This is a genomic window from Roseateles paludis, assembly GCF_039872745.1.
Taxonomy (GTDB): domain Bacteria; phylum Pseudomonadota; class Gammaproteobacteria; order Burkholderiales; family Burkholderiaceae_C; genus Pelomonas; species Pelomonas paludis.
Genome location: NZ_JBDPZD010000005.1, coordinates 89,078 through 107,453, shown reverse-complemented (window position 1 = coordinate 107,453; position 18,376 = coordinate 89,078). Strand labels below are relative to the sequence as shown.

The window sequence follows — 18,376 nt, the reverse complement described above, 5'->3', positions numbered from 1 at the left end:
TCAGAGAGTGTCGAGCGCGGCGCGGATTTCGGCGATGAAGGCCGCGCCGGTGCGGGCCACATTATCGGCGGGCTGGCGCTCTAGGAGTTCTACCAACTTGGAGCCGATCACGACCGCATCCGACACCGCGCCCACGGCCTTGGCAGTGGCAGCGTCGCGGATGCCAAAGCCCACGCCCACGGGCACGCTGACGTGCCGGCGGATGCGCGGCACCATGTCGGCCACGGCCCCGGTATCCAGGTGGCCGGCACCGGTCACGCCGCGCAGCGACACGTAGTAGACGTAGCCGCTGGCCAGGCGCCCCACCTGGGCCATGCGCGCCTCGGTGGAGGTGGGGGCCAGCAGGAAGATCGCGTCCATTCCCACGCCGCGCAGCGCCTGGGCAAAGCCCTCGCACTCCTCGGGCGGGTAGTCCACGATCAGCACACCGTCCACGCCGGCAGCGGCGGCATCGCGCACGAAGGCGTCCTGCCCATAGCGCTCGACCGGGTTGGCGTAGCCCATCAGGACCAGCGGCGTGGTGGCATTGCGGGCACGGAAGGCACGCACGTAGTCCAGCACCTGGCGCAGGCCAATGCCGTGCTTGAGCGCGCGCTCACCGGCACGCTGGATCACCGGGCCGTCGGCCATGGGATCCGAGAAGGGCACGCCCAGCTCGATGACGTCGGCCCCGGCCTCGGCCATGGCGAGCAACAGGTCGACGGTTGCGCTGGGGTGCGGGTCCCCGGCGGTGACAAAGGGAATCAAGGCCTTGCGGCCGTTCAACTGCTTGAAGGTGGCTTCGATGCGGGACATCACAGGCCTCCCTTCACGGTCTGGCCCCGGCAGGAGGGCCGGCAGTAGAACTCGGCCTTGCCGAGGTCAGCCACCGTGCCGATGTCCTTGTCGCCCCGGCCCGAGAGGTTGACCAGCAGGATCTGGTCCTTGGGCAAGGTCGGGGCCAGCTTCATGGCGTAGGCCACGGCATGGCTCGATTCGAGCGCCGGGATGATGCCCTCGGTGCGGCACAGGCGGTGGAAGGCGGTCAGCGCTTCATCGTCCGTCGCACCCACGTACTCGGCACGGCCGATGTCCTTGAGGTGGGCGTGCTCGGGGCCAACGCCGGGGTAGTCGAGCCCGGCGGAGATCGAATGCGTCTCGATGATCTGGCCGTCAGCATCCTGCAGCAGGTAGGTGCGGTTGCCATGCAGCACGCCGGGGCTGCCGGCCGACAGCGTGGCGGCGTGCTTGCCGGAGTCAACGCCCTGCCCTGCGGCCTCGACGCCGATCAGGCGCACCTGTTCGTGCGGGATGTAGGGGTAGAAGATGCCGATGGCGTTGGAGCCGCCGCCCACGCAGGCGATGACGGCGTCGGGCTGGCGGCCCACCATCTCGGGCATCTGCACCAAGCATTCGTCGCCAATGATGCGCTGGAAGTCGCGCACCATCATCGGATAGGGGTGCGGGCCCGCCACAGTGCCGATGATGTAGAAAGTGTTGTCGACGTGGGTGACCCAGTCGCGCATGGCCTCGTTGAGGGCGTCCTTCAGAGTCTTGCTGCCGGACTCGACCGGTACCACGCGCGCGCCCAGCAGGCCCATGCGGTAGACATTGGGCGACTGGCGCTTGACGTCCTCCGAGCCCATGTAGACCACGCACTCCAGCCCGTAGCGGGCACAGATGGTGGCCGTGGCCACGCCGTGCTGCCCGGCACCGGTTTCGGCGATCACGCGCGGCTTGCCCATGCGCTTGGCGAGCAGGGCCTGGCCGATCACGTTGTTGATCTTGTGGGCGCCGGTGTGGTTGAGGTCTTCACGCTTTAGGTAGATCTGGGCGCCGCCCAGTTCGCGGCTCAATCGTTCGGCGTGATAGATCGGGCTGGGGCGACCGACAAAGTGCGCCAGCTCTTTCTTGAACTCGGCGACGAAGTCGGGGTCGTTGCGGTAGTGGGCGTAGGCGTCCTTGAGCTGGTCAAGCGCATGGACAAGGGTCTCGGAGACAAAGCTGCCGCCGTAGACCGGGCCGCTGGGGGCCCGGAAGTGCCCGGTGGCATCGGGCTGCTGGTACTCAAACATGGTCAGGGTCTTTCGCGATCGAGTCCTGCGGCGGCGAGGCGTTCGTCGGCCTGACGAACAGCGCGGCAGAACTCGTGAATCAGACCGGGATCTTTGACGCCCTTGCTGGACTCGACCCCGGAGCTCACATCAACGGCCCAAGGCCGGACGTGGGCAATGCCATCGGCAACGTTGGCTGCACTCAACCCACCAGACAAAACGAGCGGAGAGCGAACGCCTTGAGGAACGAGTGACCAATCGAAGACCTTGCCGCCGCCGCCATAGCCGTCGACATGGGCGTCGAGCAGGATGGCCTGGGCGCTGGTGAAAGAGGCTGCGAAGTTTAGCAAGTCAAAGCCCGGCGCCATGCGGGCGGCACGGATGTACGGGCGTTGCACGCGCTCGCACTGCGCCGCCGTCTCATCGCCGTGGAACTGGATCAGCATGTTCGGCACAGCGTCCAGCGCAGCGCCCAGTTCGGCGTCACTGGCGTTGACGAACAGCCCCACCGGCATCACAAAGGGCGGCAGCACGCGCGCCAGGCGGGCCGCATCGGGCGGCGTGATGGCGCGGGGGCTCTTGGCATAGAACACAAAGCCGATGGCGTCGGCGCCGGCCTCAACGGCGGCCGCCACGTCGGCCTCGCGGCGCAGGCCACAAACTTTGATGCGAGTGCGGTGGGTCATCCAGGAAGCCAGTCGAAAGCAGCAGTGCGCTCGGGAATTTGCAGGTCTTGATCGTAGCGAGGCCCGAGGAAGTAGAGCCCGTCCGGCGCAAACGTGGGCGCCGCAGCCTCGCGCTTGCGGGCGGCCAACACCTCAGCCACCCAGGCGGCCGGCCGCGTGCCCGTACCAACGGCCAGCAGGCAGCCCATCAGGTTGCGCACCATGTGGTGCAGGAAGGCGTTGGCCTCGAACTCGAAACGCCAGTAGGCGCCATGGCGGCGGATGGCGATCTCGCGCAGTTGCTTGACCGGGCTCGCCGCCTGGCACTCGGCCGCACGGAAGGAGCTGAAGTCATGCTCACCAATCAACAGGCCGGCGGCCTCCCGCATCGCGGCTTCGTCCAGGTGCCGGAAGACCCAGCCCGCTTGGCCGGACTCGATGGCTGGGCGCACGGGTGATGCGAGCAGCAAGTAGGCATAGCGCCGCGCCCGCGCGCTGTTGCGGGCATGGAAATCGGACGACACCACACGGCTCCACTGAACGGCGACATCGGGCGGCAGGTAGCGGTTGACGCCGCGCACCCAGGAGAACAGCTCGCGCTCGATCTCGATGTCGAAGTGCACGACCTGGTTGAGCGCGTGGACGCCCGTGTCGGTGCGCCCGGCGCACAGTGTGCGCACTGGCTGGTCGGCAAACTGGCGGAGCGCCTTTTCAAGCACGTCCTGCACCGTGCGGCCGCCGGGCTGGCTCTGCCAGCCCTGGTAGACGGAACCGCGGTAGCAAACGCCGAGTGCGATGCGAGGCATGAGGACAAAGAAAAAGGCGCTCGACCGGGGCCGAGCGCCTGTGATGGTTGGACGCGATCAGCGCAGCTCTTCGAGCATGGCCATGGCACGCGTCTTGATGGAGCCCGTGGCCTGCTGCACCAGTTCCTGCAGCACTTCCCGCGCACCTTCGGTATCGCCGATCTGGCGGAACTCTTCAGCCAGCTCCAGTTGGCGCACCAGCGGGTCACCGTCGTCGTCGCCCAAGGCGTCGATGGCATTGGCCAGGTGGTCGGGGCTTGCCTCATCGACTTGGCCCGGCCGGGTGTCGGTACCCAGGTCGAACTCGATGTCCATGCTCTTGGCCTTGGGCTCGAACTCCAGGTCAGGTGCCGGCGGCACGCCGCGGCCGCCAGGGCGAGAGACGTCAAGGTCCATCGGCATCGGGGCCTGCTCGACGGAAGCCGGCATCGCCTGGGTGGAGGCCATGGCGCTCGTGGAGACTGGCTCGGGTGCGCTGAGGTCGAGGTCGAGGCCGAGGTCGAAGCCGCTGACGGGGCCGGTGTCCGGACCCGAGCGCGACAGCGCGTCGGTCGCGGCGAAGCTGCTCTTGGGCACGGGCGGCAGAGCCGTCTGTGGCAGCGTGGTCGCGTTCATCGGCTCGGGGCGGATGTTGGAGCCGTCGTCGAGCGGCAGCGGTGCGCCGCCGGGCTGGTAGAGCGGGTTCTCGGGGTCGAGGCCACGGCCCATTTCCTGCGCCTTGGCCCAGTCCTCGCCCGTGCCCTTGGTTTCAGCGTAGAGCTGGATGGCCAGTTGCTCGAAGCCCTTGGTGTCGCGCCGCTTGGCGTAGACCTCGAGCAGCTTGAGGCGGATGGCCAGGCGCGAAGGATTGGCGCGCAGCGCTTCCTTGAGGATTTCTTCGGCCTGCAGGTCGCGGCCATAGGCCAGATAGACGTCGGCTTCGGCCACCGGATCCACGTCACCAATGGCGTCGAGCTGGCTGAGCGAATAGCTCATCGACGACTGGCCGCTGTGCTGGGCATCGCGGGTGTCCACGCGCTGACCGCCCGTGCCACCAAAGAACGAATCAGGCTGCAGACGGCTTTCGTGGAAGCCGGTTTCAGCCGAGAACGAGGGCCGGCGCGAGCGCATGCGGACGAGGCCGATGCCGCCGAGGACGGCAACCAAAACGCCAACCACGGGCAGCACGAAGGGGCTATCGAGCAGCGAGTCCAGGAAGCTCGGCGACTCCTGCACCGGAGGCGGCGCCACAGCCGGGGCCACGGGGCGGGAGGCCGGACGCGAGGCGGCGCTGGCGGCCACCGGGGCGGCCGATGCGGCAGGGGTCACCACCGGGGCTGTGACCGCTGGCAATGCCGACGATGCGGGCGCAGCCGCTGGGCCAGGCTGCGCACCCGGCGCGGGCTTGACGGCGGCGGAGAGCTGCTTGAGCTCCTCGACATTGCGCGTCAGCTCGGCAACGCGGGCGGCGACGTCCTTCTTCTCAGTGGCCTTGGAGGCCGTGGCCTCCGCCGGGGCCGAGCCGGGGCCGGACGGCTTGCTCAGCATGAGCTTGTCGGGCTTGGGCGCCGCTGCGGGCTTGCGGTCTTCCACCGCAGCCTGCACCTGACCGCTGGCCTGGCGTTCATTGCCGCTGGCCGGGATCAGGGGCGCCACGCTCGCCAAACGCTGGCGATAGGCCGAGAAGTCAGCGCTCTGGGCCAGGATGACCTGGCGCGCTTCGCTCGGCGACAGCGAATTCAGCGTCTCGCTGTCGGGCACCTGCAGCACGGCACCGGCGCGCAGCCGGTTCATGTTGCTTTCGATGAAGGCTGACGGGTTCTGGCGGAACAGACCGACAAGCATCTGGTCCAGCGAGATGCCGGACACCTGGGTCTTGGCAGCAACCTTGGACAGCGAGTCGCCGGGTTGGACGGTGTACTCGGAGCCGGCGCTCGACGCCGGACGTGGCGACGGCGCCGGGGCGGGCGCGGCGGCCACCGGGGCCGGCGCTGGCGCAGGGGCCGCAGCACGCGGTGCTGGCGCAGCCACAGGCGCCGATGCTGGTGCAGCCACGGGCGGACGGGCCAGCGCCACCGGCGCGGCTGGCGGCGGCGGGGCAACGGGCTCGGCCGCCACAGGTGCCGCAGCGACGGGCGCCGGAGCCGGCTTGGCCAGGCTTGGGGGATCAAACAGCAGGGTGTACTCGCGCACCAGGCGGCCACCCGACCACGTCAGCTCCAGGATCACGTCCACGAAGGGCTCTTGGACGGCGCGGTCGCTGGTCAGGCGCAGCACGGGCTTGCCGCCCAAGCGCACGACGTTGACCTGGGTCGAGGTCAGGACCGGATTGAATTCAACACCGGTGGTGCGGAAGGTGTCAGCGGGCGCGATGCGCGCCTTCAGCGTGGACGCTTCCTCGGACGACAGGCTGGTGATGTCGATCTCGGCCCGCATGGTCTCGCCCAGGGCGGACTGCACGCTCATGCGACCCAGGCCCAGCGCATGCGCATCGACGCTGACCGCGAGCAATGCCGCCAAGGCAACCTGGCGCAACACGAATCCGGAGGAGGAAGGAGCGTCGCTGGTATGTACTTTCAAGGCTTTCCCCAATGCAACAAGGCGGAGCACTGCTCCGCCTCCCTCGACTTGTTTTCGGCTGTGCCCGGCTGGACCGTAGCTCAAGCGGGCGTCGAGTTTCGCTTTAAAACTGCAACAGCATCAAGCATATACGCTGAATTGCTCACGTAGTGCCTGAATTGCACGAGTGTTTCAAGTGGAAACTCAGGGTTGTTGCCGAGCCGACGTCGGCCGGCAACAACGCCCTACCCGCCGGATTGGCGCCCGATCAGCGCTCGAGCAGGATGCGCAGCATGCGGCGCAGCGGCTCGGCGGCGCCCCACAGCAGTTGGTCGCCGATGGTGAAGGCGCCCACGTACTCGGGGCCCATCGCCAGCTTGCGGATGCGGCCGACCGGGATGGTCATGGTGCCGGTGACGGCCACGGGCGTCAGGTCACGGATGGTGGCCTCGCGCGTGTTGGGCACAACCTTCACCCACTCGTTGTCGGCGGCGATCATGGCCTCGATCTCGGCCACGGGCACGTCCTTCTTGAGCTTGAAGGTCAGGGCCTGGCTGTGGCAGCGCATGGCGCCGACGCGCACGCAGAAGCCATCGACCGGGATGTCTGCCGAGCCGAGGATCTTGTTGGTCTCGGCCATGCCCTTCCACTCTTCGCGGCTTTGGCCGTTGCCCAGGTCCTTGTCGATCCAGGGGATCAGCGAGCCACCCAGGGGCACGCCGAAGTTGGCCGTCTCGGCCTCGGTCAGCGAACGCTGCTTGGCGATGACTTTGCGGTCGATCTCGAGGATGGCGCTCTTGGGGTCATCCAGCAGGGACTTGACCTCGGCATTGAGGGTGCCGTACTGGGTCAGCAGTTCACGCATGTGCTGCGCGCCGCCGCCTGAGGCTGCCTGGTAGGTCTGTGTGGACATCCACTCCACGAGGCCGGCCTTGTACAGCGCGCCCACGCCCATCAGCATGCAGGAGACCGTGCAGTTGCCACCGACCCAGTTGTTGCCACCGGCTGCCAGGGCCTTGTCGATGACCGGGCGGTTGACGGGGTCGAGGATGATGACCGCGTCGTCCTTCATGCGCAGCGTGGAGGCCGCGTCGATCCAGTGCCCGTTCCAGCCCGCAGCGCGCAGCTTGGGGAAGACTTCGGTCGTGTAGTCGCCGCCTTGCGCCGTGATGATGATCGCGCAGCGCTTGAGCTGCTCGATGTCATAGGCGTTTTGCAGGGTCTTCTCGTTCTTGGCTTGCGCGGGGGCGGCGCCACCGGCATTGGAGGTCGAGAAGAACAGGGGCTCGATCAGGTCGAAATCGCGCTCGGCGGTCATGCGGTCCATGAGCACAGAGCCCACCATGCCACGCCAGCCAACCAGGCCAACCAGGGTCGTCATCGTCATTTCCTTTCGTCGTACATCGTTCACCAAACCCGCTCACTTTGGGCCCCGGCTCGTTCGCCGGGTCTGGAGGGGGCGAGACGAGACGGAGCGGTTAGCTCTTGATGGTTTTAATGGTGGTGATGGCCGTGGCCACGGCGTCGCCCATTTCGCGGGTCGAGACCTTCGTGGTGCCTTCACTCCAGATGTCGGCCGTGCGCAGCCCCTGCGCCAGCACCGATTGCACCGCAGCCTCGATACGGGCGGCGGCGTCAGGTTGCTGGAGGGAGAACTTGAGCATCATGGCGGCAGACAAGATTGTAGCCAGCGGATTGGCAATGCCCTTCCCCGCAATGTCGGGGGCGCTGCCATGGCTGGGCTCGTAGAGGCCCTTGTTGTTCTTGTCGAGCGAGGCCGAGGGCAGCATGCCGATCGAGCCGGTCAGCATCGCGGCTTCGTCGGACAGGATGTCGCCGAACATATTGCCGGTCACGACGACGTCGAGCTTCTTGGGCGCCTTGACGAGCTGCATGGCTGCGTTGTCGACGTACATGTGATCGAGCGCCACCTCAGGGTACTGGGCGTGGATCTCGGTCATCACGTCCTTCCAGAGTTGCGAGGTCTCCAGCACATTGGCCTTGTCGACGCTGGTGAGCTTCTTGCCGCGCTTCATGGCCGCCTGGAAGGCGACGTGGGCAATGCGCTCGATCTCGGGGCGCGAGTAGCGCATGGTGTCGAAGGCTTCCTCGCTGCCGGGGAAGTGACCATCGACAGCCGTGCGGCGGCCACGGGGCTGGCCGAAGTAGATGTCGCCGGTCAGCTCCCGGATGATGAGGATGTCGAGCCCCGCGACCAGTTCGGGCTTGAGGCTGGAGGCGTGGGTCAGCTCGGGGTAGCAGAGCGCCGGGCGGAAGTTGGCGAAGAGGCCCAGCCCCTTGCGCAGGCCGAGGATGGCCTGCTCTGGGCGGAATTGGCGCTCGAGCTTGTCGTACTTCCAGTCGCCCACGGCGCCGAAGAGCACCGCATCGGCCGCCTTGGCGAGGTTCAGCGTCGCCTCGGGCAGCGGGTGGCCATGGTTGTCATAGGCCTTGCCGCCAACATCAGCCCACTCCAGCTCCAGCGGCAGGTCCAGCACATTGAGGACCTTGACGGCCTCGGTGATGATTTCGATGCCGATGCCATCGCCCGGCAAAACTGCGATCTTCAATCCAGTACCTCTTCAGTAGTTCGTTGATTCGGGGTGGCGGCGCTCAGGCCGCCTTGGGTGCCAATGAGAAGGGGCGCTCGACAGCCAGGAACAGGATCAGCGAGGCCGGCAAGGTCGCCACAAACAGCAGGCAGGGCAAGACCAGAAAGAGGCCCACACCGCCGGCTGACAGCGGCAGGACCTTGCCCAGCACCAGCACGGCAAACTTCAAGGCCAGACCGTGCATCAGGTAGTACGAGTAGGAGATGTTCCCCAGCCAGCGCAGTGGCGTCCAGGACAAAGCGCGGGACAGCCAGGTGGGCGCAAAGGCATCAAGGCACAGCAGCCCGAAGACCAGGCCCAGGCCCAGGTATTTCAGGGTCTGGCTCAAGAGGCCACCCAGTGGCAGCAAGGCGAGCCCCAACCCCAGGCAGAGCCCGAGCGCACCAAGCGCTCCGGCGCCGGGCAGGCGGACGCGCTCGTGATGCAGCTCGTACACCAGCATGCCGGCCAGGAACATCAGCAAGCGCACATGCCCGCCCTGCACCGCCAGGTAAGCCGCGCCAGCCAGCCCAAGCACAACCAGGGCCCAGATCCTGAACGCTGGAGTGCGCCCGCGCAGGCCCAGGGCGGCGATCAGCACCGGGACAACCAGATAGAAGAAGAACTCGTAGCTCAGCGACCAGGCCACCGTGATGATGGGCGCAATGGGCAGCATGCCCGGCAGCAGCAGCAGGTTCTGCAGCACATAGAGCGCCGCCGCACCCGCGCCTGCCGGCAGCTTGCTCTCGGACGGGAACAGCACCGACAAGGCCAGATACAGCGCCAGCATCACCAGAAAGACCGGGTAGATGCGGCGCACGCGGCGGCCGAAGTAGCGGCCAAAGGGCTGCGCCTTGTTGATCAAGGCGCCGTAGATCAGGAAGCCGCTGAGCACGAAGAACAGGTCAACCCCGACATTGCCCAGCGCATGCAGCTCGGACGCCAGGGCCGACAAGCCGGCATGGTCCGCCCACCAGGGCATCGTCAAGGTCATGCAGTGCACCAGGAAGACCAAGAACACCGCCAGGCCGCGCAGGCCCTCCATCGCCAGCAGATTGGGCGTGGAGCCGCTGCGCCCGAGTTCCAGGCGCTGCGCGAGCCATTGCATCGCCGTCAGACGATCCGGTGATTCAGCCACGGCTTGGCGGCGATGCGCGCGGCTTCAAAGCTGCGGATGGTGTCGGCGTGCCGCAGGGTCAGGCCGATGTCGTCGAGCCCGCCAACCAGGCAGTCCTTGCGGAAGGGCTCGACGTCGAAGGGCAGCTCGCTGCCGTCGGGCTTGACGATGACCTGGCGCGGCAGGTCGATGGTCAGCTGGTAGCCAGGGAAGGCCGCCACTTCGTCAAACAGGCGCGCCACGACGGCCTCGGGCTGGACGATGGGCAGCACGCCGTTCTTGAAGCAGTTGTTGAAAAAGATGTCGGCAAAGCTCGGCGCGATCAGCGCGCGGAAGCCGTACTGCTGCAGCGCCCAGGGCGCGTGCTCGCGGCTGGAGCCGCAGCCGAAGTTGTTGCGGGCCAGCAGGACGCTGGCGCCTGTGTAGCGCGGCTGGTTGAGCACGAAGTCCGGGTTGGGCTTGCGGCTGGCGGGGTCCTGGCCGGGCTCGCCGTGGTCCAGGTAGCGCCATTCGTCGAACAGGTTGGGGCCAAAGCCCGTGCGCTTGATCGACTTGAGGAATTGCTTGGGGATGATCGCGTCGGTATCGACGTTCTCACGATCCATCGGGGCGACGAGGCCCTGGTGAACGACAAACTTGTCCATCAGCTCAGGCTCCGAACATCAACGAAATGACCGGCCATGGCGGCCGCTGCGGCCATGGCGGGGCTGACGAGGTGGGTGCGGCCACCGGCACCCTGGCGGCCTTCGAAATTGCGATTGCTGGTCGAGGCGCAGCGCTCGCCGGGCTCCAGGCGGTCGGCGTTCATGGCCAGGCACATCGAGCAACCGGGCTCTCGCCACTCGAAGCCAGCCGCCTTGAAGACCTGGTCCAGGCCTTCGGCCTCGGCCTGCGCCTTGACGAGGCCCGAACCCGGCACGACCAGGGCCAGCTTGATGTTCTTGGCGATGCGGCCACCCACGCGCTTGACCACCGCAGCAGCCTCGCGCATGTCTTCGATACGGCTGTTGGTGCAGGAGCCGATGAAGACCTTGTCGACGTGGATGTCGCTGATGGCCTTGTTGGGCTCCAGGGCCATATAGGTCAGCGCGCGCTCGATGGCTCCACGCTTGACGGCGTCCTTTTCCTTGTCGGGGTCGGGCACGCGGTCGGCCACGGACAGCACCATCTCGGGCGAGGTGCCCCAGGTGACCTGCGGCAGGATCTGCGCGGCGTCGAGTTCGACCACCTTGTCGAAGTGCGCGCCAGCGTCTGAGTGCAGGCTGCGCCAGTAGGCCACGGCTTGGTCCCACTCCACGCCCGAGGGTGTGAAGGGACGGCCCTTGACGTAGTTGATGGTCGTGTCGTCCACAGCCACCAGGCCCGCGCGGGCGCCGGCTTCGATGGCCATGTTGCAGACCGTCATGCGGCCTTCCATGGTGAGGCTGCGGATGGCCGAGCCGGCGAACTCGATGGTGTAGCCGGTGCCGCCTGCCGTGCCAATCTTGCCGATGATGGCCAGCACGATGTCCTTGGCCGTCACGCCGCGGGCGACCTGACCCTCAACCTTGATCAGCATGTTCTTGGCCTTCTTGGCCAGCAGGGTCTGCGTGGCGAGCACGTGCTCGACTTCGCTGGTGCCGATGCCATGCGCCAGCGCGCCAAAGGCGCCGTGCGTCGAGGTGTGGCTGTCACCGCAGACCACGGTCATGCCGGGCAGCGTGGCGCCTTGCTCGGGGCCGATCACGTGGACGATGCCTTGGCGGCGGTCGCTCATCTTGAACTGCGTGATGCCGAAGCGGTCGCAGTTGGCGTCCAGCGTGTCCACCTGCAGGCGCGAGACCGGGTCGGCAATGCCTTCGCGGCGGTCCGTCGTGGGGACGTTGTGGTCGCTCACGGCCAGGTTGGCCGAGAGGCGCCAGACCTTGCGCGCCGCCAGGTCCAGGCCTTCAAAGGCCTGGGGGCTGGTCACTTCGTGCACCAGGTGGCGGTCAATGTAGAGGATGGCCGTGCCATCGGGCTCGGTGCGAACGACGTGTTCGTCCCAGAGCTTGTCGTAAAGGGTTCGAGAGCTGGTACTCATTGCTTCTCACGAGGAATCAGGGTGTCCACAAAGCGTTGGACGACGGTGGGCAGGCGCTGCTGACGCAGCACACCCAGGTAATAGTCGCGCTCCGCCCAAGGTTCTTCAAGGCGGATGCAGCGCACGCCGAAGACGCGGGTGAAGCGCTCAGCAGGCTCCTGCGGCAACACGGCCACGCCCATGCCGGCCTCGACCAGTTGCGCAATGCCATCAAAGCCACGCACCTGCAGGCGTGCGTTGAGCGTCTTGCCGCGCGCGGCGGCCTGCTCACGCAGCAGCTCCTGGGCCGCTGCGCCGGCATGCAGGCCGATCAGGTCATAGGTCAGCAGGTCGTCGTAAGTCACGGTGTCGCGGCTGGCCAGCGGGTGGCGCAGGGGCACCAGGGCCGAGAGGCGGCCGCGCGCAAAGATCCAGGTCTGCAGCCGGTTGTCCAGCAGCGGCGCGGTGAACACGCCCACATCGGCGCGGCCTTCGGCCACCGCCGCCTGCACCTCGGCACTGGTCAGGTCTTCAAGGCTGATGCGAATCTGCGAGTGCGCCTGCGAGAAGCTCACCAGATGCGGCGGCAGGCACTCTGCAATGGCACTGGTGTTGGCCGCGATGCGCAGATGGCCCTTGATGCCGCGCGAGAACTCCATGACCTCGGTCTCGAGTGCATACAGCGAGGCATGCAGCGAGCGGATGTGGCGCACCAGTGCGCGGCCGGCCTCGGTGGGCTCGACGCCACGGGCACGGCGCTCGAAGAGCTGCACGCCGAGGCGGCTCTCAAGGTCAGACAGGCGCTTGCTCGCCGCCGCCAGGGCCAGATGCTCCTGGGCAGCGCCGCGCGTGATCGAGCGCGTCTGCTCGATGGCGAGCACGAGGTTGAGCGTGGTGAGGTCGTGGCGCATGGCGGGTCTCCAGCAAGAATAAGTCTTCGCGGAACTCGCAATTCTGCACCAATTACTGATTGAGGCTTCGACCGTGACGAAGCTGCAAGGGCTTTCAAGCCCAAAACCACCGGCTCGCGGGGGTGAGCGGCGTCTCAGCGCTCGGGCGCCGCCCTCAGAGCCCGGACCAGGTTGCGGCTGTGCGCGCCAAAGTGCCCCAGCAGGCGGCTGACCATGGTTTGCAGCGCCCGGCGCTGGGCGGCCAGGTGCTCGGCCAGCTCAGGGCCCAGCTCCATCTGCGCGCCGGAGGCGGCGAAGTCGTAGCCAGGGTCATTCACATAGCGGGCAGGCAGGCCCGTCACCACGGCGGCGTCGGTCTGCGGTCCGGCCGCGTAGGCCTCGGCAGCCACGACCTCGCGGGGAGCGAGGGCCGTCCAAGCGGGATAGCGCGCGTCGAGGCTCGTGTCATGCAGCGCACGCTCGGCCTCGGACTCGCGCCGCCGCTCGGCGTTGTCCAGGATCCAGCGCGCCTGCAGTTGCTCCAGCGCGAAGTGACGGTTGCCTTGCAGGATCACCAGCGCCTGCTTGGCGGCCGGCATGCCCAGGGCCGCCGCCGTGTTGGCCCAGAGCATGCCGGGCAGGCTCTCGCCCGGGGCCGCGCTGGCGTGATAGGGCTGGGTCAGGTCTTGCACATAGTGCGCGGCAAGGCCGGCAAAACGCCAACCCCAGTACCCATGCCCAGTGCCAAACGCCAGCCGCGCCAGCGCGCTGAACTGCGCCACGCGCAGCTCAACGAGGCTGCGCGTCAAGCTCGGCGCCAGGGTGTTGAACACCCTGCCCTGGTGGAAGAAACCCATGTGGAACGGCGCCTGCGAGCCAATGGCCACAGCCGGGTTGCCGAAGGGCTGCTTGCCAAAGCCATAGCCGGCCGGGCTGCCGGGGTTGTCGTCAAAGAGCTGGAGGTCAAGGCCGTAGTCCGGCTCGTCGCTGGCCGAGGCCAGCACGGCCAGCGCAGGCACCGGCTCGCCCTGGCGCAGCGCCCGCAGCCGATGCACCGCGCCCGCAGAGGGCGGCGCGCTGGCCACCTCGGCCCAGTTCAGCAGAGGCTCGGCTGGCGCCGCCGCCCAGGGGTCCAGCTGAACAAAGAGCGCAAAGCGGCTCTGGGGCGACAGCCGCAACGCCGCGAGGAAGCCCTTGCGCAGGTCGGCATCCGTTTGCCCACGGGTCGGCTGCCAACGCAACGCGTCCGGCCGCGCCGGGTAGTGCTTCAGGTGGCTACGGGCCCAAGCCTCCTGCGCCTCGACTGTTTGCGCAATGGCCGCCGGCTGCGAGCGCAGAAAGGCCTCCAAGGGCTCGGCCACAACCGGTGCGGCGCGCGCCACCTCGGGCATCACCTCGAAGGCCCGATACGCCATGGCCGCATGCTGGCTCCAGGCCTGGGCGGCCGAGGCCGCCAGCCCCAGCAGCGTGGCAGCCAAGGCGCAGCGCAAGCTCATGCCCAAACTCACGCGCCCCCGCCCAACGCCGCAATCACCTCAGCCGGCGCCTGCACCAGCTCGATCAGCACGCCCTCCCCGCCAATCGGGAACTCGTCATTCGCCTTGGGGTGGATGAAACAGATGTCGTGCCCCGCCGCGCCCTTGCGGATGCCGCCCGGCGCAAAGCGCACGCCCTGCGCCGTCATGGCCGCCACGGCGGCCGGCAGGTCGTCCACCCACAGGCCCACATGGTTGAGCGGGGTGGTGTGCACGGCCGGCTTCTTGTCCGGGTCCAGCGGCTGCATCAGGTCCACCTCCACCCGGTGGGCGCCCTGCCCCAGCTCGCAGATGTCCTCGTCCACGTTCTCGCGCTCGGAGACAAACGTACTGGCCACGCGCAGGCCGAGCACATCGACCCACAGCTTGCGCAGCGCCTGCTTGTCGGGGCCGCCGATGGCGATTTGCTGGAGGCCGAGGATGCGGTAGGGAGGTTTCATAGCTTGAGGCGCCCAAAGAGCCAGCCCGTCTTGGTGCCGGCGAGTGTCGCAATGGATTGCTTGTGGATGAAGGGGAGACGCCCGCCCCAGCCAAAGAACTGGTCGCGCAGCCAGGGGGCCACCACGGCGTCAGACTGGAACATGGGCGTGAGGCCGCGGCTGGCTTGGCTGTAGAAGCGCAGGTGGGCGCTGCGGTGGTGGGTGTAGCGGGCAAAGACGGTGGGCCAGTCCGCGCCGGTCTGCGCTTGCTGGGCCAGCACGTGGGCATCGATGAGGGCGAGGTTGGCGCCCTGCCCCAGCTGCGGGCTCATGCCGTGGGCGCAGTCGCCGATGGCAAGCACGCGGCCGTCGTGCCAGCACTCCATCCAGACATCGGCGTAGCGGGCCTCGCGCAGTTGGCTGGCGTCGTGCAGGCCATCGACGACCGGGGCAGCGGCGGGGAAGAGTTCGGCCATTTGGCGCTTCAGGCCATCCAGGCCGGGCGTGTCGCGCCAGTGGCTCAGCTCGGTGAGCGGCAGGCTCCAGAAGAGGTTGATGCCCCACTCACCCTGCGGCTGTGCGCAGCCCACGGGCATCAAGCCCAGCATCTGGCGGGCGGCACGGAAGCGTTGGCGCAGTTCGTTCAGCTCAAAGCCGGGTGGCACGGGCAGCACCGTCCAGACGGCGCCCCAGGGGAAGGTGCGGGCGTGCTGCCGCACTTTCATGCCTGAGCGCAGGCGCGAGAAGCTGCCGTTGGCGAGGATCAAAGCCGCATGGCGGGCCGGCACAGGCCGGGGCCGGGCAAAGCGCAGGGTGACGCCAGCGTCGTCCTGCTCAAAGCCATCCACCGCCGCACCACGATGCCAAGGCACGCCCAGTTGCTGCAAGCGTTGCCACAGCAAGCCCATCAGCGCGCCGCGCTGGATGCCCAGCCCGAAGTAGCTGGCATCCAGCCGTTCGTAGCTCATGTCCAGCACCGTCCGGCCCTGGGGCGTGTCGCCATAAAGGCGCCCCAGCCGCTGGCCCAGAGCCAAAGCACCGTCGAGAAGACCCATGGCCTGCAGCACCTGCTGGCCCGTGGGCTGCAGCAGCAAGCCGGCGCCGATCGGCTGGGGCTCGGGCACGGCCTCATACAGATCGACTGGCACGCCCAGCTCGGCCAGCCGGATCGCGGCCGCCGCCCCGGCCACGCCGGAGCCGACGATGGCGACCGACGGCTCAGGCAAAGCGAAGGATGGGCTGGTCCACTGCCAGGCTCTCGCCCGGCTTGGCCATCACCTCGGCGACCTGCACGTCCTGCGGCGCGGTGAGGATGTTTTCCATCTTCATGGCCTCGATCACCGCAAGCCGCTCGCCGGCCTGGACGGTTTGGCCCGGGGCGGCCGCCAGGTGCACCAGCAGGCCCGGCATGGGCGAGAGCAGCAGCTTCGACGTATCAGGCGGCGCCTTGTAGGGCATCAGGGTCTGCAGCTCGGCGGCGCGGGGGCTGAGGACGGTGACCTCCATCCCGAGGCCGCCGTGCTGGATGCGGTAGGCCAGCGGGTTCTTGCCGGTGCCGCGCTCGGCCTGGGCGGTGAAGGGCTGCGGGCCCTTGCCGGCGTCCACGGTGCCGGTCAGGCGCACATCGTTGAGGCGCGAGAGGCAGGTGATGCGGTACTCGGCGCCATCGACCTTGACGGTGGCCTGGCCCGTCTGCCCCGCGTACTCGGACACATGCACCGCATAGCGTGCGCTGTTGCCGCCGCCGAGGTTGACCACCGCCACGTAGTCGTGCTCGACACGCACCTCGTGCCCGGGCAACTGGCCGCTGATGCCGGCCTCGCGCTCGCGCGCCTTGCGGCGGATGAAGCCGGCCAGCGCGACGAGGAAGCGCGGGTCGTCATGCGGCACATGCTCGGCGCGGAAGCCGGCCGCATAGTGCTGGGCAATGAAGCCGGTGTTGAACTTGCCAGCCGCAAAGTCGGGGTGGCCGAGCAGCGCAGCCTGGAAGGGAATGTTGCTGGAGACGCCCCGGATCACGAATCCATTGAGCGCCTCGCGCATCTTGGCGATGGCGTCCGCGCGGTCGCGCCCGTGCACGATGAGCTTGGCAATCATCGAGTCGTAGAACATCGGGATCTCGCCGCCCTCGTAGACGCCGGTGTCGACACGCACGCCGCCGAAGTTGCTGCCCGTGTAGGCCTCGCCCTGCAGGGTCTCGCGGCCCTGGACGAGGTTGGCCTCGGGCGGCTGGTAGCGCACCAAGCGGCCGGTGGAGGGCAGGAAGTTGCGGAAGGGGTCTTCCGCGTTGATCCGGCACTCGATGGCCCAGCCGTTGCGCGGGATGTCAGACTGTGCAAAGCCCAGCTTCTCGCCCGCCGCGACGCGGATCATCTGCTCGACCAGGTCGAGCCCGGTGATGCACTCGGTCACCGGGTGCTCCACCTGCAGCCGGGTGTTCATCTCCAGGAAGTAGAAGCTCTCGTCCTTGCCGACGACGAACTCCACCGTGCCGGCGCTCTGGTACTTGACGGCCTTGGCCAACTGCACGGCCTGCTCGCCCATGGCCTTGCGGGTGGCGTCGCTGATGAAGGGCGATGGCGCCTCCTCGATCACCTTCTGGTGGCGGCGCTGGATGGAGCACTCGCGCTCGTGCAGGTAGACGACATTGCCGTGGCTATCGCCCAGCACCTGGATCTCGATGTGGCGCGGCTCCTCGACGAACTTCTCGATGAAGACGCGGTCGTCGCCGAAGCTGTTGCGTGCCTCGTTGCGGCAGGAGCTGAAGCCCTCGAAGGCTTCCTTGTCATTGAAGGCCACGCGCAGGCCCTTGCCGCCGCCGCCGGCGCTGGCCTTGATCATCACCGGGTAGCCGATGCCCTTGGCGATGTCGACCGCCTGCTCCGGGCTGGCGATGGCGTCGTTGTAGCCGGGGATGGTGTTGACCTTGGCTTCATTGGCCAGCTTCTTGGAGGCGATCTTGTCGCCCATGGCCGCGATGCTGTAGTGCTTGGGGCCGATGAAGACGATGCCCTCTTCCTCGCAGCGGCGCGCAAAGTCTTCGTTCTCGGACAGGAAGCCGTAGCCTGGGTGCAGGGCCTGCGCGCCGGTCTGCTTGCAGGCGGCAATGATCTTGTCGGCCACCAGGTAGCTCTCGCGGCTGGGCGCGGGGCCGAGGAGCACGGCCTCGTCGGCCAGCTCAACGTGGCGGGCGTCCTTGTCGGCCTCGGAGTAGACGGCCACGGTTTTGATGCCCATCTTGCGGGCCGTCGCAATGACCCGGCAGGCGATTTCACCCCGGTTGGCGATCAGGATCTTCTTAAACATGCTGGTCTCCCGGGGTGAACTCGCCCGCCTGCCCGGCTACGCCGGGCCGCAGGCCATTTGTCGCTGAAGCGACCGCGCCAATGGCGCGAACACCCCGGTTGGCGATGAGGATTTTCTTGAACATACGTCGCCTCTCTCAGTGTCTTAGTTCGATGTCCCGAGCAACTGCTTGCGTTGCGCGGTGAAGTGCCACCAGGGCCGGGCTGGCCCGCCGTTCATGAAGTCATGCGCCGCCATGAAGGTGTCGAGCACGCAGGGGTCGTGGCGGTGGCCCATGGGGTCGCGCAGGCGGTTGTAGGTGCCGATGGGGTCCATGCGCTTCACATCGGCTGGGGTGGTGATGCCCAGCCCCACCAGATCGGCCGCGATGGCGGTGCCGATGTTGGGGATGTCGGTCAGCCGCTTCGCGTCGGCGGCGCAGGTTGCCTTGGCCAT

The 18,376-nt window shown here is 67.7% G+C and carries 17 protein-coding genes; all 17 read right to left on the bottom strand.

Translation table 11 applies throughout. The features are described 5' to 3' along the window. Positions 1-795, bottom strand: coding sequence for a tryptophan synthase subunit alpha (trpA, locus tag ABDJ85_RS16040; RefSeq protein ID WP_347705806.1), 795 nt, complete (start codon positions 793-795; stop codon positions 1-3). Next, positions 795-2,054, bottom strand: coding sequence for a tryptophan synthase subunit beta (trpB, locus tag ABDJ85_RS16035; protein WP_347705805.1), 1,260 nt, complete (start codon positions 2,052-2,054; stop codon positions 795-797). The genes trpA and trpB overlap by 1 nt, the downstream gene beginning before the upstream one ends. A gap of 2 nt (positions 2,055-2,056) precedes the next feature. Next, positions 2,057-2,719, bottom strand: a complete 663-nt coding sequence (locus ABDJ85_RS16030) for a phosphoribosylanthranilate isomerase (RefSeq protein WP_347705804.1) — start codon at positions 2,717-2,719, stop codon at positions 2,057-2,059. After that, complete coding sequence (truA, locus tag ABDJ85_RS16025) at positions 2,716-3,504, bottom strand: tRNA pseudouridine(38-40) synthase TruA (RefSeq protein ID WP_347705803.1); 789 nt, start codon at positions 3,502-3,504, stop codon at positions 2,716-2,718. Before truA ends, ABDJ85_RS16030 begins: the two co-directional genes overlap by 4 nt. A 57-nt stretch (positions 3,505-3,561) precedes the next feature. Continuing rightward, complete coding sequence (locus ABDJ85_RS16020; protein ID WP_347705802.1) at positions 3,562-6,063, bottom strand: FimV/HubP family polar landmark protein; 2,502 nt, start codon at positions 6,061-6,063, stop codon at positions 3,562-3,564. 247 nt (positions 6,064-6,310) lie between these two features. Next, positions 6,311-7,423, bottom strand: coding sequence for an aspartate-semialdehyde dehydrogenase (gene asd, locus ABDJ85_RS16015; RefSeq protein ID WP_347705801.1), 1,113 nt, complete (start codon positions 7,421-7,423; stop codon positions 6,311-6,313). A 97-nt stretch (positions 7,424-7,520) separates the two neighbouring features. Next, the gene (leuB, locus tag ABDJ85_RS16010) at positions 7,521-8,612 is read right to left on the bottom strand and encodes a 3-isopropylmalate dehydrogenase (protein WP_347705800.1); all 1,092 of its coding nucleotides are present in this window, start codon (positions 8,610-8,612) and stop codon (positions 7,521-7,523) included. A 43-nt stretch (positions 8,613-8,655) separates the two neighbouring features. Further along, entirely contained in the window at positions 8,656-9,741 is a 1,086-nt protein-coding gene (locus tag ABDJ85_RS16005; protein ID WP_347705799.1) for an acyltransferase family protein, read from the bottom strand. Between the two features lie 5 nt (positions 9,742-9,746). After that, entirely contained in the window at positions 9,747-10,394 is a 648-nt protein-coding gene (leuD, locus tag ABDJ85_RS16000; RefSeq protein WP_347705798.1) for a 3-isopropylmalate dehydratase small subunit, read from the bottom strand. After that, on the bottom strand, positions 10,394-11,812 hold the full coding sequence (leuC, locus tag ABDJ85_RS15995) for a 3-isopropylmalate dehydratase large subunit (protein WP_347705797.1): 1,419 nt from the start codon (positions 11,810-11,812) through the stop codon (positions 10,394-10,396). Before leuC ends, leuD begins: the two co-directional genes overlap by 1 nt. Next, positions 11,809-12,702 (bottom strand): LysR substrate-binding domain-containing protein, encoded by an 894-nt coding sequence (locus tag ABDJ85_RS15990; protein WP_347705796.1) that lies wholly within the window; start codon positions 12,700-12,702, stop codon positions 11,809-11,811. Before ABDJ85_RS15990 ends, leuC begins: the two co-directional genes overlap by 4 nt. A gap of 134 nt (positions 12,703-12,836) precedes the next feature. Next, a complete protein-coding gene (locus ABDJ85_RS15985) occupies positions 12,837-14,177 on the bottom strand; it encodes a phospholipase C/P1 nuclease family protein (RefSeq protein WP_347705795.1) in 1,341 nt (446 codons plus the stop codon). Between the two features lie 8 nt (positions 14,178-14,185). Then, positions 14,186-14,656 (bottom strand): VOC family protein, encoded by a 471-nt coding sequence (locus ABDJ85_RS15980; protein ID WP_347705794.1) that lies wholly within the window; start codon positions 14,654-14,656, stop codon positions 14,186-14,188. Beyond that, complete coding sequence (locus tag ABDJ85_RS15975; protein WP_347705793.1) at positions 14,653-15,861, bottom strand: FAD-dependent oxidoreductase; 1,209 nt, start codon at positions 15,859-15,861, stop codon at positions 14,653-14,655. Before ABDJ85_RS15975 ends, ABDJ85_RS15980 begins: the two co-directional genes overlap by 4 nt. Then, entirely contained in the window at positions 15,854-17,941 is a 2,088-nt protein-coding gene (locus ABDJ85_RS15970; protein ID WP_347705792.1) for an acetyl-CoA carboxylase biotin carboxylase subunit, read from the bottom strand. Before ABDJ85_RS15970 ends, ABDJ85_RS15975 begins: the two co-directional genes overlap by 8 nt. After that, complete coding sequence (locus ABDJ85_RS15965; protein ID WP_347705791.1) at positions 17,934-18,065, bottom strand: hypothetical protein; 132 nt, start codon at positions 18,063-18,065, stop codon at positions 17,934-17,936. The genes ABDJ85_RS15970 and ABDJ85_RS15965 overlap by 8 nt, the downstream gene beginning before the upstream one ends. 20 nt (positions 18,066-18,085) lie before the next feature. Further along, positions 18,086-18,376, bottom strand: a complete 291-nt coding sequence (locus tag ABDJ85_RS15960) for a helix-hairpin-helix domain-containing protein (protein WP_347705790.1) — start codon at positions 18,374-18,376, stop codon at positions 18,086-18,088.